This window comes from Geodermatophilus sp. URMC 60 (assembly GCF_053502585.1).
This window is the reverse complement of record NZ_CP199958.1, coordinates 3666032-3682056: the sequence shown is the minus strand read 5'-3', so window position 1 is coordinate 3682056 and position 16025 is coordinate 3666032. Positions and strand designations below refer to the sequence as shown.

Here is a 16025-nt window from a genome sequence, read left to right as displayed (position 1 = left end):
GCGAGAGGCTGTCCGGCCCCGGGGGCGGCGGCGAGAATGGCGCGGTGGTGCTCCTGGGGGTGCTGGGTCCGGTCGTCCTGTGCGACGCGCACGGATCACCGGTACGGCTGGGCAGCCCCCGCCAGGGCCGCCTGCTCGCTGGGCTGGCGCTCCACGCCCGGGCACCGGTCGGCTGCGACCTGCTGGCCGAGCTGGTGTGGGGCGAGAAGCTGCCTGCTGACCCGGACGCCACGCTGCACACCTACGTGGCGCGGCTGCGGCGCGTGCTGCCCGCGGGCCTGCACATCCGGACCGGCCGGCGGGCCTACGTCCTGGAGGCCGACCCCGGGGCGATCGACGCGGAGGAGTTCACGGCCCGTCTGCAGCACGCTCCCACCGACCTCGGGACGCTGGAGGCGACGCTGGCGCTGTGGCGTGGCCGTCCCTACGCCGATCTCGACCACCCGAGCGTCGAGGCCGAGGTGGCGCGCCTGGTGGGGTTGCGCGCCACGGGCGTGGAACGGCACGTCACCGCGCTGCTGGCGGCCGGCCGTCCCGCTGACGCGGTGACCGCCGCGGAGGCCCTGGTGGCGGAGGACCCGCTGCGCGAGCCGGCGACGGCGCTGCTCATGCGCGCGCTCCTGGCCGCGGGGCGGCCCAGTGACGCGGCCCGGGCGTTCGCCGCGCTGCGCACCGCGCTGGCCGACGAGCTCGGACTCGACCCCTCCGACGAGGTGGTCCGGCTGCACGAACAGGTCCTGCGGGGCGTCGCGCCACGGAGACCGGCGCTGCCGCTCAGCTCGTTCGTCGGCCGGGACGCCGACCTGGACCGGGTCACGACGATGCTGGCGGAACGCCGGGTCGTCACTCTCAGCGGTGCCGGTGGCGTGGGCAAGAGCCGGCTGGCACGGCACGCCGCAGCGGCCGTGGCCGACCGGTACGCCGACGGCGTGGTGACGGTCGGGCTGGGTGACGTCGGCCCGTCACGGGTGGAGCCGGCGGTCGCAGCGGCACTCCGGCTGGCCGAGGTGGGTGCCACGAGCCTGACCGAGCGGATCGTCGAGGTGCTCGCCGTGCGCCGTCATCTGCTCCTCCTGGACGACTGCGACCACGTGGCCGAGCAGGTCGCTCCACTGGTCGAGGCCCTGGCCGGCGGGGCGCCGGGCGTCGACGTCCTGGTCACGGCGCGGGAGCCGCTGCGGGTCGACGGTGAACAGGTGCTCCCCGTGGCCCCGCTGCCGGACGGACCGGCCACCGCCCTGCTCGCCGATCGCATCCGTGCCGCCGATCCGGCCTCTGCCCCGGCCCCCGCACAGGCGGAGCTCCTCGCCCAGGTGTGCCGGCGCCTCGACGGGCTGCCGCTGGCCCTGGAGCTCGCCGCTGCCCGGGTACCTGCCCTGGGGCTGCGCGGACTGCTCACCGCTCTGGAGGAGCCGCTGGACGTGCTCGCCGGAGGGCGGCGCACCGCCGCGCGGCGGCACCGGTCGTTGCGTGAGGTCGTCGAGTGGTCGTACGGCCTGCTGGACGAAGGAGAACGTGAGCTGTTCGTCCAGCTCGGCGTGTTCGCCGGCGCGGTCGAACCGGCCGCGGTGACGGCGGTCTGCGGGAGCGCCGCCCGGCTGCCGGACCTCGTCGACCGGTCCCTGGTCGTGCGCCGCGACGGGGACCCGCTCACCTACGGGATGCTCGACACCCTGCGCGCGTTCTGCCGGGCGCGGTTGGAGACGCACCCGGCCGCAGCCGACCTGCGCAGGCGGCATGCGGCCTGGGCCGCAGCCCTCGGGGCCGACGTGGCGGAGTCCTCCTGCCGGCCGGACCAGGCGACGGCGATCCGCCGGTTCGACGCCCACCTCGCCGACCTGCGGCGCGCCCACTCCTGGCTGTGCAGGTGCGGACCCGCCGAGGAGCTGCTGCAACTGGGCCTGGTCTTCGCCGATCTCGGGTACCTGCGGGCGCGGGCGGACCTGGTCCGGATGGCCGACGAGGCACTGACCGCGACGGGGTGCGATCCCGAGGCCGAGCCCGACGCGCCGGTCTCCGCCCTGCCGCCGCTGGCGCCGCTCCTGCTGGGCGCGACCGTCGCCGCGGCGTGGCAACGCGGCGATCTGGACGGCGCCGAGCGGCGCGGCCAGCGTGCGGTGGCCGTCGCCGAGGCGATCGGCGATCCGCTCGCCGGGCGGCAGGCCCTCGAGGGCCTGGCCAACGTCGCGATGTTCCGGGGGGACCTCGGGCGGGCGCGTTCGCTGTGCGCGCAGGCCGCTGCGTCGTCGGCGGCCGCGGGCGATCGAGCGCTGCAGCTGATGGCACACGCAGACCTGACGATCATGGCCGCGTATGCGGGCGACGACGCCGCGGCGACCCGGTCCGAGCGGGAAGCCGCAGCACTGGCCGCCGAGCTCGGTTCACCGGTCACGCGGGCGTGGGCCGCCTATGCAGCCGGGGAGCGGCGCGCCGAGCGTGGCGAGCGGGACGCCGTCCCGTACCTGGAGCGCGCCGTGACCCTGGCCGAGGAGGTCGACGCGGCCTTCCTGGCCGGTGTCGCCCGGCACACCCTGCTCACCGCCGCCGCCCGCGCCGATCGGGGACCGGCGGCGGTCGAGCGGTTCGGCCCGCTGCTGGACACCTGGCACGGTCTCGGAGCCTGGACCCAGCTCTGGATCGCCGTCCGGGCCCTCATGGAGGTCCTGTCGCGCGACGGACGGCATCGTGACGTCGCCCGGCTGTTCGGGGCCCTCCGGGCCAGCCCCCGTGCCACCGAGGTGTACGGGGCCGACTCCGAGCGCATCCGCCGGGTGGCGGCCGTCGCTCGCCAGGCGCTCGGCGCCGACTTCGACGACCTGCTGGCCGAGGGCGCCGGCCTGGGCGACTCCGGCGCGGTGGCGTTGGCGCGCCAGCTCTCGCGCCGTTGAGTGGCGGTCCGGACGCCCTCCGTCCGGACCGCGGCCGGACCGGTGGGGCGGGCCACCCGGCGGGGACCAGGGGTGTCCGGAGCCGCCGCACGAGCGGCCGGGTGCCGATCGGGACGCGGTCGTGGGACGTCGCCTGTCGGCCACGCCGACCGGCTCGTCAGGTCGCCGACACGGAGGTGACACACGGCGCCCCCAGGGTGTGTGCACTCCGTCGATCCACAGCCCTGGAGGGGACATGAGCACCCTGTCCGTCCTGTCCGCCGACGTCCGCCAGGCCGAGCCCCGAGACGCTGCCGCGGTCAGCTCCGTCCTGGCCGCCGCCTTCACCGACGATCCGGTGTTCCGCTGGCTCATCCCCGACGACGAGGTCCGCGCCGCCACGAACCAGGAGTTCTTCGACCTCGTGCTGGAGGTCCTCGCTCCGCACGACGACGCCTGGACCACCGGCGACGGCGTCCACGGTGCGGCGCTGTGGATCCCGTACGGTCACGCGGCGATGTCCGCGGAAGCGGAGGCCCGCTTCGAGGCGCGGGTCACCGACTTGTTCCATCCGTACAGCGACCGGGTCGGGCAGGTGATGGCGGAGATGGAGGCGGTCCACCCCGCTGAGCCGCACGAGTACCTGTGGTTCCTCGGCGTCGCGCCGGGCGCCCAGGGACGGGGGATCGGCAGCAGACTCCTGGCGCCGGTGCTCGAGCGTGCCGACCGCTCCGGCCATCCGGCCTACCTCGAGGCGACCAGCCCGCGGAACCGCGCCCTCTACGAGCGTCACGGTTTCGTGGCCGCGGCGCCCATCGCGGCTCCTGGGGGTCCGCCGCTCTGGCCGATGTGGCGCCCGGCCGCCTGATGGCAGCTGCCGGACGGGGCGGTGCCGGCGTGCGCGGGGCGCTCCCGCGGGTCTGCCCCCTGTCAGCGGGCGTGACCGCAGGCCACGGCCTGGGACGAGCGGATGCCGCGGGACACCTGTGGAGGCTGTGTCCCGCGGCATCGCCTGAGTGCCCGAGGGGCGACTCGCCACATGCCCACACGGCTGTGTCCGCCCCCTCGTAGCCGGTGGGGGGCTGACCACGGCCCTACCGCCGCGCGGGGAAGCCGTGTACGCCGTGATGGCGAGCCGGGCCGCCAGGGTCGGCAACGGTGGAGGGGGGCGGATGGCCGACTTCTTGCGGGTCACGGTGCAGGACCGGGTGGGGTGGATCGAGTACGACCGCCCGCCGGTCAACGCCTTCCACTGGGAGATGCTCCGGGAGGTCCCGGAGGCGTTGGAGGAGCACCTCGGGGACCCCGCCGTCCGGGTGGTGGTGTTCGGCAGCGCCCTGGACGCCCACTTCAGCGTGGGCGCGGACCTGCGGGTCTTCGCCGACATGGACGACGAGGGCATGCGTCGCTGGGTCGACGTGTGCCACGACCTGGTGCGGAGGATGCGCGCGTCGCCGAAACCGCTGGTGGCCGCCGTCCACGGCACCGCGGTCGGCGGCGGTCTGGAGATTGTGCTGCACTGCGACGTCCGCTTCGCGTCGCGCACCGCCCGGCTCGGGCAGCCGGAGATCGACATCGGGTTCATCCCGCCGGTCGGCGCGACGCAGGCGCTGGCCCGCCTGCTGGGCCGGTCACGGGCGCTGCGCTTCCTCTACGACGGCACGCTGCTGAGCGCCGAGGAGGCCCATGCCATCGGCCTCGTCGACGTCGTGGTGGCTGACGAGCGGCTCCGCGAGGAGGTGCAGGGCTACGCCGAGGGCCTGGCCCGCAAGCCGGCGCGGGCGCTGGCGGCGATCCGGCGCTGCATCACCGAAGGCGTCGACCTGCCCTTCGACGAGGGCCTGGCCATCGAGCGGGAGGAGGCGGTGGCGCTCGGCGCGACGGCGGACTTCCGCGAGGGGCTGGACGCCTTCCTCGGCAGGCGACCACCGGTCTGGTCGGACTGACCTGGTGCCCGAGTCGCCGGGAGGTGGGGCCGGCTGGCACCAGACGCGGACCCGGCTCGCGGCTGGTGGACCTGAGGACGGCGGGCAGGGGCTCGGAGCCACGCGGGGCGCCCGCGTCGCGGCGAGGGCCGATCGGCCTGACCGGATCCGGGAGGCAACCGGGACGGCCGACCGGTCCCGCGGCTCACCGATGAGGACGAGCGAGGGGGACACGACACGTGCGCACGCGGATCTCGGTGACATGACCGGGCACGTCGGTACGTTGTCCGCCCGGTGACACAGGCGTCGGCTGCAGGAGGAACCTCGTGCCCATCGGCCATTCCGACCGACCGGAACCAGAGTGGACCGTGCACCCGTGACCGCTGCCGCCCGAGCTGCGCTGGTCACCGGCGGCGCCAGCGGGATCGGCCGCGCTACCGTCGCGCGGCTGCTCGCCGAGGGGTGGCAGGTGGTCCTGGCCGATCTCAACGCGGAGAACGGCGAGCGGGCGGCGACCGAGCTCGGCGCGGGGGTGCGGTTCGTCCGGGCGGACGTGTCCGAGGAGGCCGATGTCGCCGGAGCAGTGGGTGCCTGTGTGGCGGCGTTCGGCCGCATCGACTGCGTGGTGAACAACGCCGGCGTGGGCGGTGCCTTCGGCGCGCTCACCGACATCGCCGTAGCGGACTGGGACTACACGTTCGCGGTGCTGGTACGCAGCGTGTTCCTCGGCATCAAGCACGGAGCTCGGGCCATGCAGGCCGCCGGGCGGGGCGGGTCGATCGTCAACACGGCCTCGGTGGCAGCGTTCAGCGGGGGAGCCGGCCCGCAGGCCTACTCGGCCGCCAAGGCTGCGGTGCTCAACCTCGGTCGGGTCGCTGCGGCCGAGCTGGCCGCAGACCGGATCCGGGTTAACTCCGTGTGCCCGGGACTGGTCGTCACGCCGTTGATCGGTCCGCACCTGGAGACGGCGCGGGCGGTGATGCGGGAGGCGCAGCCGTGGCCGGACCTGGGCACCCCCGAGGACGTCGCCGAGGTCATCGCCTTCCTGGCCGGTGACGCGGCCCGGTTCGTGACCGGCGAGGAGATCACCGTCGATGGCGGGCTGCGCGCCGCCGGGCCGCGCATGCACGCCGCCTACGGGGGTGAGCCGCGAGCACGGGGGCTCGTGGGCGTGAACCGAGGCAGCACCGGTCAACCACCGACGGTCCGGCGCGCGTGAACCTCCGAGGGGTGTCCGGGCCGTCCGGATCGGGCTGATCTGGGTGGACGAGCCGGCGACCTCGGCTGATGGCAGCTCCGGGTCGCCGTCCCGGATCCTGCGGTTCCGCTCGGCGTGGACCTCCGCGGCGGGAGCACGAGGCCGGTCGCCGCAGCGCCGGCGGGCCGGCGTCCGGGGCCGTGGCAGCCGCTGTTCCGGGCGCCCGTCGAGCTGATGGTGCCCCGTGGGATGGCACGATGCGGCCATGGCCTCGCCGCGGGTGCCCGTCGAGCGGAGCGGCACGGCATTCGTCCTCGGTGGCGGGGGAGTGCTCGGCGCGGCCGAGATCGGGATGCTGCAGGCTCTGTTCGAGCACGGCGTCCGACCCGACCTGGTCGTGGGTACGTCGGTGGGCGCGATCAACGGCGCGTTCGTCGCCGCCGACCCCGCGCCGGGCGCCGTGGACCGATTGCGCGGCGTGTGGGAGGAGCTGGCCTCCCAGCGGATCTTCGCCGGGTCCGTACTGGGCCGGGCCCGCACGTTGGTGCGGACCCGCACGCACCTGCACCCGCGGGAGCCGCTGCGGGACCTGCTCACCGAGCATCTCCCGGTGCGCACCTTCGCCGAGCTGCGCGTGCCGTTCCAGTGCGTCGCCGCCAGCATCGAGCGGGCCGCCGAGCACTGGTTCACCGAGGGTGCGCTGGTCGAGGCGGTGCTCGCCTCGTGCGCGGTGCCCGGCCTGCTGCCGCCCGTGGAGCTCGACGGCGAGCACTACCTCGACGGCGGGCTGGTGCACAGCATCCCGGTCGGCCGGGCGGTCGCGCTCGGCGCCGACACGATCTTCGTGCTGCACGTCGGGCGGATCGACCGTCCGCTGAGCCCACCGACCGGGCCGTGGGAGGTCGCGCAAGTGGCCTTCGAGATCGCGCGGCGGCACCGCTTCGCCGCGGACCTCGCCGCCCTGCCACCTGGCGTCACGGTGCACGTGCTGCCCTCGGGTGACCCGACTCCGCCCGGGGCCGCCAACCTGCGCTACCGCGACTTCTCCGGGGTCGAGGTCAGGATCGACCAGGCGTACCGCGCGGCCCGTACCCACCTGGACCGGATCGGCGCGTCCCGGGCCGGGGGAGCCTGAGGTGCTGCCGCCACGCCGCGTCCGCCGGGTCACCGGTCCGCTCCTCGTCGCCGCGCTGGTGGCCGCGGTCGTCCTGTTGCCCGCGCTCGTGGTCGTGGCGGTGGTCGCCTCGGTGTTCCTGCCCGGCCGGCTGCGCGCGCTGCGGCTGCTGGCCTTCGCGCTGGTCTACCTCGCGCTGGAGGTGGCCGGGCTCGCGGTCGCGGCGGTCCTGTGGGTGCTCAGCGGCTTCGGTCGCCGGTTGCAGACACCGCGGGCCCGGGCGACGCACTACACCGTGCTGCGCCTGCTGCTCGACACGCTGATGCGGGTGGCACAGCGGCTGTTCGCGCTGCGGCTGGTCACCGACGGCACGTCCTGGTCGCCGCTGGACGACGGGGTGCCCGGCTCGACCAACGCCATGATCGTCCTCTCCCGGCACGCCGGCCCGGGCGACTCGTTCCTGCTCGTGCACACGTTGATGAACCGTGACCACCTGCGCCAGCCGCGGATCGTGCTCAAGGACGTGCTGCAGCTGGACCCGCTGATCGACGTCTACCTCAACAGGCTGCCCAACCACTTCGTCCCGGCCGATCCGGCGGCGGGGTCCGGCTCCGAGGAGGCGATCGCCGACCTGGCCCGTGACCTCGGTGAGGAGGACGCGCTGCTGATCTTCCCCGAGGGGGCGAACTTCACCGTGCGACGCCGGACCCGGGCCATCCAGCGACTTCGTGATCGGGGGCTGCTGGCCGCGGTGCGCCGGGCCGAGGCGATGCGGAACCTGCTGCCGCCGCGTCCGGGCGGGGTCGTCGCGGCGCTGCACGCGGCCCCGCACGCCGATGTCGTGTTGGTCGCGCACACCGGGCTGGAACACCTGAGCACGGTCCGCGACCTGTGGCGGAGCCTGCCCATGGACAAGACCCTGCACCTGCGCTGGTGGTTCGTCCCGGCCGCCGAGGTGCCGCGGGACGAGACGCAGCTGACGGATTGGCTGTACCAGTGGTGGGAGACGATCGACGCCTGGATCACCACCACCTCGGCAGCTCAGCGGGCACAGGACGTCCCCGGGACCGGTATGCCGGGGGTGCCCGACGCGGGGAGCGCGCTCAGGAGCGACCCGTAGCCAGCGTGGTCTCGTAGGCCGGAGTCATCGAGCACGTACGACCGTCGCTCGGCCACCGGAGGCCGTCCCCAGCCGCGCTGCTCGAGGGCTGATCCGAGGGGCGAAGCATGACGAGGGCCTCGAAGACCCCACGTCAGTGCCGTGACAGCGCCCTGTGAGCGGCTCCCGCCAGTCTGTCCGGGCAGGAGGATCGTGCACCCTCGAGTTGGAGGTCTGATCATGACCCGCAGTGCGGACGTCGTCGCCGAACTGGGCACCGTGCTCGGTGTCTGGGCCCATCCCGATGATGAGGCGTACCTCTCCGGCGGAGTCATGGCGATGGCCCGAGACGCCGGGGCGCGAGTGGTGTGCGTGACCGCGACCCGCGGCGAACTCGGCACACCGGATCCGCAGACGTGGCCGCCGCAGCGCCTCGCCACCGAGCGCACCCGCGAACTGGCCCGTTGCCTGGAGATCCTCGGCGTGTCCGAGCACCGGTGGCTGGGCTACCGGGACGGCGAGTGCTCGCTCGCGCCGAGCGCTGGCGCCGTCGACCGGCTCTGCGAGGTGATCGACGAGGTCCGCCCGGACACGGTGCTGACGTTCGGCCCGGATGGGATCACCGGTCATCCGGATCACCAGGCCGTGTCGGCGTGGGGCACCGCGGCGTTCGACCGGGCGGCTGCGCCGGGGAGCCGGCTGCTGTACTCGGCGGTCCCGGAGCGTCGGGTGCCCCGGTGGAGGGCGCTCGACGACAGCCTCGGCGTGTACCTGCCGGGCTACCCGCTCACGGTCCCCGACGACGGCCTCACCGTCGACCTGGTGCTGGCGCCGGAGGTCGTGCGGCGGAAGGTCCGGGCACTGGAGGCCCAGGCGACGCAGACGGCCGCGCTGATCAGCGTGATGGGGGCCGCCCGCTACAGCGCCTGGGTCGGTGAGGAGTCGTTCGTCGAACACCGGAGGCCGGCCGTCATGACCCGGCCGGCCGCCGTGGGGATCACGGCCGGGTGAGGTTCCGGGCGATCGCGTCCCGGGCGACCGCGAGTGCGCCGTCCCGGTCCACCACTCCGGCCCCGGACGGCGGGGGCTGGGAACGGTCACCCCGTGCCGGGGCGTCGGGCGCTGCGTCGGCGGCCGCGTCGATCACCTCGGCCGGCCCCGCGTCGCCGAGCCGGCGGAGCAGGTCGGCGAGATTGCGCAGCGTCGTCCACTGGTGGGTCCAGTTGCCGGTGCGGGAGAAGTAGTCGATCACCTCGCGGTAGCCGACCAGGGCCTCGGCCACCCGGCCCGCAGCGGCTCGAGCCGCGAGCAGGCCGACGGAGGCCACCCCCACGAGGAACGTGGCACCCGACGTCCGGGCGAGTTCGACGGACCTGACGTAGTGCTGTTCGGCGAGGTCCCGGCGTCCGGCGCAGGTCTCGATCTCCCCGGTGACGTACGCCCCCCACGACAGCATCGAGGGCGAGGCCGCTTCGCGGAGCCCCCGATCGTTCAGCGTGCGCGCCGCATCCACGTCTCCGGAGTAGGCCAGCGCCAGAGCCGCGATGCCGAGGCTGTCCCGGGGGCCGGGCCCCCCCGCCGCGGCGGCGAGGGCGTGCTCGACGCAGTCGGCGTGAGCTCCGCGGGCGAGGGCGACGACGGACAGGGGATACCGGCAGTACCACTGCAGGCCGTCGTCGGCTGCCTGCTGCAGCCCGGCCCGGGCGAGCCGCTCGGCGGTCGCGTGGTCCCCGCGGTGGTAGGCCGCCTCGGCCGCCGTGCCCAGCACGGCCGCCGCCAGCGGGCGGCCGTCGAGCCCTGGATCGCCGGCCAGTTCCTCGGCCCAGTCGCGGATCTCGAGCAGATCGCGGTAACCGACCGCTTCGAACAGCGCGGTCACCATCGCCGCGGCGTCGTCGACGGCTCCTCCGCTGCGCGCGGAGCGCCACGCGGCCCGGAGGTTGGCGAGTTCCCGGCGCAGCACGGCGTCGGCCGCGGGCTCGCGCTCGGTCGCCAGCGTGTCCCTCAGCCATGCGGTCAGCTCGACCGCCCACCGCTGCAGGCGCCGGGTGGCGACCTCCTCCTCACCGGTCGCGGCCAGCCGGTCCAGGCCGAAGGCGCGCAGGGTCTCCAGCATGCGGTAGCGGGTGCGCTGCTCGAACGCGACCTCGATCATCGAAGCGTCGACCAGGTGGGCGAGGGCGCTGCCCGGATCGGTGCCGAGGTCGAGGTCGGCGCCCAGCCGCTCGGCCGTCTGCAGGTCCAGTCCGTCGACGAAGACCGACATGTGCCGGAACAGGCGTTGCTCGTCCGCCGAGAGGAGTTGGTAGGACCACTCGACCGTCGCGCGCAGCGTCCGGTGCCGGGCGTCCCCGCTGGACCCGCCGCCCAGGAGGTCCAGCGACCGGGCGAGCCGGCCGCGCAGGTCGGTCAGGGAGAGGGCCGACAGACGGCCGGCCGCGAGTTCGATGGCCAAGGGGATCCCATCGAGCCGGCGCACGATGTCGCCGACCACGTGCAGGTCGTCCCGGGTCGGCGGAGGGCCTGTGCGCACCCGGCCGGCTCGCTCCAGGAACAGTTCCACCGAGGGGACGCGCCCGAACTCCTGGTCGCCGGCCGGCAGCGGGAGCGGGGCCAGGCGGACGACGCACTCGACCGCCAGGCCCAGCGGCTCGCGGCTGGTCGCCAGCACGGCGAGCCGTGGGCAGTGCGACAGGAGCGCGCCGACCACGGCGCGGGTCGCGTCGAGCTGGTGCTCGCAGTTGTCGACCACCAGCAGACCCCGTCGGTCACCGAGGACGGCGAGACAGGCGGTGAGGACGTCGCCCTGGACCACCTCGACGCCCAGGGCAGCCGCCAGGGCGTGTGGAACCCCAGCGGGATCGGTGACCGGCGCGAGCAGCAGCACCCCCACCACCTCGCCGACCCGTGCCATCTCGACGGCGACCCGGGTCTTGCCCACGCCACCGGGTCCGACGACCGTGACCAGCCGCTCCTCGCTCAGCCGCCGGCGGAGCACCGCGACGTCCGCCTCCCGTCCGATCAACCGGGTGGTGGGCCGGGGCGCCGTCCGCAGCCGCGGCGCTGGACCGGCCGCCCCGGCGGCGACCTCTCGTTCCAGCTGGTCCAGGTCCGACGAGGGGTCGAGGCCGGTCTCCTCGGCCAGCCGGTGTCGGTACTCGCGTGCGACGCGGAGCGCGTCGGCTGCTCTGCCGCTCGCCGCCAGCGCGCGCATGTGCAGCAGCACGGCCGACTCGCGCAGGGGGTCGTCCGTCCACGCTGCCGCCGCCAGACCGAGGACCCGCTCGGCCTGACCCGCGGCGACAGCGCTGCTGATCAGGGCGTCGGTCACCTCCCGGTGCAGCCGCGCGCAGTCCTCGACCGCGGTGGCGATCGGCAGCACCTCGGTGAGGTCGGCGAGGAGCGGCCCCCGCCAGAGCTCCCGCGCCGTCCGGAGCAGGTCCGCCGCCCCCGCGGGGTCGTGCGCCGCGCGGGTCCGCGCATCGGCCAGCAAGGCGCGTGCCCGCGCCAGGTCAAGCTCGCCGTCCTCCAGGTGCAACCGGTAACCGTCCGGCCGGTGCTCCAGCCGGGCGCCCGCGGAGCCGAGCGCCCCGCGCAGGCGGGAGACGTGGCTGTGCAGGGCCTGGTGGCCGGACTCGGGCGGGTCCCCGCCCCACAGGGCGTCGACGAGGGCGTCCACCGGCACGGTGCGGCCCCCCGCCAGGGCCAGCAGAGCCAGGATGGCCCGCCGTTTCGGGCCCCGGACGTCCACGGCCACCCCGTCGACGGCCAGTCGTAGCGGCCCCAGGAGCTCCACCCGCACGTGTGGTGGTGTCTGCCCGTCCGCCATCGCGCACCTCCGGTCGACAGCGTGCGCGTGTCGGAGCCGGGAGGGGAAGGCAGCCCGGCCTGTCAGCGCGGTGCAAGTGCGTGGCAGTCGCGCGCGAGCGCCTGCGCCGACCGTCTGTCGTGACCGGCACCGACCGGCACGACACCGAGGAGGACAGAGATGGATCAGAGCAAGGTGGAGGCGTTCCTGGGGCAGTTCGTCACGGACGCCGGCGCAACGGGCGCGGCCGGACTGGTGGTGATCGGCCACCGGCTCGGCCTCTACCGGTCCCTGGCCGAGGGCCCGGCGACGCCCGAGCAGTTCGCACAGCGCACCGGGTGCGCCCCGAGGTACCTCACCGAATGGCTGCGCGGTCAGGCCGCGGGCGGTTACGTGAGCTACGACGCGGCGACGGGGGAGTTCTCGCTCACCGAGGAGCAGGCGTTCTGCCTGGCCGACCCCAACGGCCCGAACCTCCCGGCGGCGTTCCTCACCGTGCTCGGCTACCTGCGGGCCGAGCCGCAGATCACCGAGGCGTTCCGCACCGGTGAGGGCTTCGGCTGGCACCGGCACGACGACGACGTCTTCGTGGGGGTCGACGCCTTCTTCCGCCCCGGCTACGTCGCCGCGCTGGTGCCGGAGTGGATCCCCGCGCTGGAGGACGTCGAGGCGAAGCTGACCGCCGGCGGCCGGGTCGCCGACCTCGGGTGCGGCCTGGGCTCGTCGTCGGTGCTGATGGCGCAGGCCTACCCCCGCACGACCGTCGTCGGCTCGGACTACCACAGGGAGTCGATCCAGCTGGCGCGGAAGAACGCCGCAGAGACCGGTGTCAGCGACCGCGTCACCTTCGAGGTGGCCACCGCGCAGAACTTCAGCGGGGCCGGCTACGACCTGGTGACCATGTTCGACGCCCTGCACGACATGGGGGACCCGGTGGGGGCCGCCCGGCGGATCCGTGAGGCTCTCGCTCCCGACGGCACGTGGCTGCTCGTCGAGCCCTTCGCCTCGGATCGGGTCGAGGAGAACCTCAATCCGGTGGGCCGGCTCTACTACGCCGGCTCGACCTTCCTCTGCGTCCCCAACAGCTTGTCCCAGCCCGGGGGTCACGCACTGGGTGCGCAGGCCGGCGAGGCCGCGATCCGGGCGGTGGTGGCGGAGGCCGGGTTCACCCGCTTCCGGCGGGCCGCGCAGAGCCCGTTCAACCTGGTCTACGAGATCAGGCCGTAGGCCGGAGCGGCGGCGGTCGCGGACCGCGTGGCCGCCGCCGAGGGGCCGATCGGTCACCGACACCCGGAACGTCCTACTCCCCGAGCCGGCGGCCAGGACGCATCGGCTCCGCACCGGGCCACCACCTCGGCGCACCGTCCTTGGTTCCCGTGCTCGGGGAACGTCCGGTCATCGCCAGCCGCGGACGACTACGCGACCTGGTCCTCGACCCACCCGGGACCACCGACCACAGGCCCCGAGACGAACGACGTCCCGAGACACCTGTCAACGGTGTCTCGGGACATCGCAGGGGGTGTCCGAGAGGCGACGATCCACATGCGCACGCCTCGGGCGTGGAGCGCCGCCCGCCGGAGGCCGACCGTCCCGCCCGGTGGGTCCCGGGCGGTCAGGGACGCCCCGACGCTGCGACGTGCCGCGCAGCGGGCACCGTCGTGTGGTCGCTGGCAGTGTGGACGGCATGGTCACTCCCTCTCCCGTCGTCGTGGTGACCGGTGCGAACGGATTGGTGGGCGCCGCGGTGTGCCGGGCGCTCGTCGAGCGGTCGGCGCAGGTGCGCGCCGTCGTCCGCCGCGCCGGCAGCGCGCCCGCACTCGACGGTGTCACCGAGCACGTCGGCGACTTCGCCGACGAGGGCCTGGCCCGCGCGGTGACCCAGGGCGCCGACGCGGTGGTCACGACGGTCCACCCGATGGGCTCGTCCCGAGAGGTGCAGCACCGGGTGGGCGTCGAGGGCACACCGGTCCTCGCTCGGGCTGCCCGGGATGCCGGCGTCGCCCGGCTCGTGCACGTGTCCACGGCCGGGGTCTACGACCGCTCGGCCGGCGTCGGGGACGTGGCCGAGGACAGTGCCCTCCTGCCCGAGGGCAGCGGCGACTACCCCGATACCAAGAACGCCACCGACGCCGCGCTGGCGGAGGTCGGCGGGCTCACGACCGTGCTGGTCCGCCCGCCGGCGATCATGGGCGCCGGCGACACGTCGGTTTGGAACACGCTGCGGCCGCAGGAGATCCGTGACGGTGAGCGCCGGGCGAACCCGGCGAAGACCTGGGCGTGGGTGCACGTCGACGACCTCGCAGCCCTGATCGCGGACGTCGCCACGGGTGCCGTCGCGACCGCCGACGACCCGGAGCGAGGCCCCGTGGCCGGCGGCACGACTCCGGTGATCGTCGCGGGCGAGCCTGCGACGTGGCGGAACTACCTCGGCACGGTGACCGACGCGCTGGGTGTCGCGCCCGAGTGGACCGACGAACCGGTCTGGACCGGGCAGCTGCGCACCGGCCGCGCGCGAGGGTGGGGCTGGGCGCCGCGGGTGGGCCTCGCACGAGCCATGGACGAACTGCGGCGAGGCCTGACGACGACCGCGTGACCGTCCCGCGGTCCCCTGCAGGCTTCCGCGGTCTCCTGGAGGACGACGCGCCGTCGCGGTCGGCGCGCCCGGAGGGCTCGCGGTGATCGTCGTACGCGTGGCAGTCATCGGCGGGCCGACCGCCGGCGCAAGGCCCCGCGCCGAGGGCGGGCGGTAGCGACCTACGCCGGCCTCGACGCCGGAGCGTCCACAGCGCCCGCAGTCCGGGGGAGTACGAGCAGACCGCCGCGACGCGGACCGGAGACGCAGACCGGAGTAGACGACCGGGCCCACCCAGGGCTCGAACGAGCCGTCGCCGACCGGCGACGCCTCGGTCGCCACCGACCACGACCAGGGGACCGGCGACGACCAAAGGCGCCAGACGGGGACGCGTCCCGTCAGCAGCGGCGAGAGGGGACGTGCTGGGTTCCTCCCCGGGGGTGACGACGGAGCCGGCATCTCCGCCTGCGCCGTCAGATGTGCCGGTGTGGGAGGCCGGCGGCTCGAGCGAACGACCGAGGTCCCGACCGGCTCCTGCCGGCTCACCTGGTCCTCGTCAGCCCGCGAAGGATCCAGGGCCGAAGCGGCCCCAGGCGATGAAGGCCGCGAGCCCGAGATAGACCAGGTTCAGCATCACGAGCTTGTACTGGCCAAGGCGGCCATGGGTGATCATCGCGCCGATCATGAGCAGGACCGAGCAGACGGCAGTCACCGGGACGATTCCCGGTGCGATGTCGACGACGGCAGGCAGGATCAAGCCGACTGCAGCCAGTAGCTCGAGCACCCCAAGGGTCTTGACGAAGCCGACACTGGCACCTGCGGTCCATTCTCCGCCATGGGCCGCAGCCAGCTTCGCCTTGGGCACGAACGTCTTGCTGATGCCGCCGGCCGTGGCGACTGCGGCCAGCAGTCCGGCAGCGATCCACAGGGTGAGGTTCATGAGTTCTCTCCTGGCGATGTGCAGGTGATCCGGGCCGCCTCAGTCGGTGAGGGGACCGGGCCGACCTCGGCATCACGGCTTCGACCCCGAGACGAGGCAACCGGTCCGTCTGTGACATCGGGACGCTGGCGGTTGGTTCGAAGCTGCTCACCTACCGGACCGAAGTCCCCTGGACGTCGAGCGCAGGCGAGGTCCAGTGGACGGCGCAGCAGTCGGCGTGTGGGCAACCGGCTGGCCCGGTGACGAAGGCGATAGAGCCGAGTGGCGTCGTGCCGCGACCCACGAGCGCGGCTGATGACGTCGGTCCGGTCAGATCCGTCCAGCCACGAGTTGCTCCGGATCATCGTGGGTTCTGGTGTCCGGCAGCCGGGGCTGCCCCGTCCCCAGCAAGAGAGCCTGAGGACGGAATCCGGGAGCGATCGGATCTCGCATCGTGACAGCGGCTCGATGTCGGGCGCTATCGAGCACCCGCTCGAGTGGCTGTCGCGCCGAGGCGACGACG

General features: G+C 74.5%; 11 protein-coding genes. 9 read left to right on the top strand and 2 right to left on the bottom strand.

Annotated features, from left to right (window positions below; all coding sequences use genetic code 11):
• Positions 1-44: 44 nt before the first annotated feature.
• The 7 genes from ACWIX3_RS17475 to ACWIX3_RS17445 all read left to right on the top strand — a co-directional run bounded on the left by ACWIX3_RS17475 (position 45) and on the right by ACWIX3_RS17445 (position 9214).
• Positions 45-2888, top strand: coding sequence for a BTAD domain-containing putative transcriptional regulator (locus ACWIX3_RS17475; RefSeq protein WP_448608606.1), 2844 nt, complete (start codon positions 45-47; stop codon positions 2886-2888).
• A 235-nt stretch (positions 2889-3123) separates the two neighbouring features.
• Positions 3124-3735, top strand: a complete 612-nt coding sequence (locus ACWIX3_RS17470; protein ID WP_448608605.1) for a GNAT family N-acetyltransferase — start codon at positions 3124-3126, stop codon at positions 3733-3735.
• 304 nt (positions 3736-4039) lie between these two features.
• The gene (locus tag ACWIX3_RS17465; RefSeq protein ID WP_448608604.1) at positions 4040-4813 is read left to right on the top strand and encodes an enoyl-CoA hydratase/isomerase family protein; all 774 of its coding nucleotides are present in this window, start codon (positions 4040-4042) and stop codon (positions 4811-4813) included.
• Positions 4814-5168: 355 nt separating this feature from the next.
• On the top strand, positions 5169-6011 hold the full coding sequence (locus ACWIX3_RS17460; RefSeq protein ID WP_448608603.1) for an SDR family NAD(P)-dependent oxidoreductase: 843 nt from the start codon (positions 5169-5171) through the stop codon (positions 6009-6011).
• Between the two features lie 244 nt (positions 6012-6255).
• The gene (locus ACWIX3_RS17455; RefSeq protein WP_448608602.1) at positions 6256-7125 is read left to right on the top strand and encodes a patatin-like phospholipase family protein; all 870 of its coding nucleotides are present in this window, start codon (positions 6256-6258) and stop codon (positions 7123-7125) included.
• A gap of 1 nt (position 7126) precedes the next feature.
• Entirely contained in the window at positions 7127-8224 is a 1098-nt protein-coding gene (locus ACWIX3_RS17450) for a lysophospholipid acyltransferase family protein (protein ID WP_448608601.1), read from the top strand.
• Positions 8225-8443: 219 nt separating this feature from the next.
• Complete coding sequence (locus tag ACWIX3_RS17445) at positions 8444-9214, top strand: PIG-L deacetylase family protein (protein ID WP_448608600.1); 771 nt, start codon at positions 8444-8446, stop codon at positions 9212-9214.
• On the opposite strand, the gene ACWIX3_RS17440 is transcribed toward ACWIX3_RS17445, so the two are convergent.
• Complete coding sequence (locus ACWIX3_RS17440; RefSeq protein ID WP_448608599.1) at positions 9201-12005, bottom strand: BTAD domain-containing putative transcriptional regulator; 2805 nt, start codon at positions 12003-12005, stop codon at positions 9201-9203. The genes ACWIX3_RS17445 and ACWIX3_RS17440 overlap by 14 nt on opposite strands.
• A gap of 186 nt (positions 12006-12191) precedes the next feature.
• Between ACWIX3_RS17440 and ACWIX3_RS17435 the strand changes: the two genes are divergently transcribed.
• Both ACWIX3_RS17435 and ACWIX3_RS17430 read left to right on the top strand, forming a co-directional pair.
• On the top strand, positions 12192-13238 hold the full coding sequence (locus ACWIX3_RS17435) for a class I SAM-dependent methyltransferase (protein ID WP_448608598.1): 1047 nt from the start codon (positions 12192-12194) through the stop codon (positions 13236-13238).
• Positions 13239-13695: 457 nt separating this feature from the next.
• Positions 13696-14604 (top strand): NAD-dependent epimerase/dehydratase family protein, encoded by a 909-nt coding sequence (locus ACWIX3_RS17430; protein WP_448608597.1) that lies wholly within the window; start codon positions 13696-13698, stop codon positions 14602-14604.
• A gap of 535 nt (positions 14605-15139) precedes the next feature.
• Here the strand turns inward: ACWIX3_RS17430 and ACWIX3_RS17425 are convergent.
• Positions 15140-15523 carry a DoxX family protein gene (locus ACWIX3_RS17425; protein WP_448608596.1) on the bottom strand — a complete coding sequence of 128 codons (384 nt, stop codon included), beginning with the start codon at positions 15521-15523 and terminating at the stop codon, positions 15140-15142.
• Positions 15524-16025: the final 502 nt, after the last annotated feature.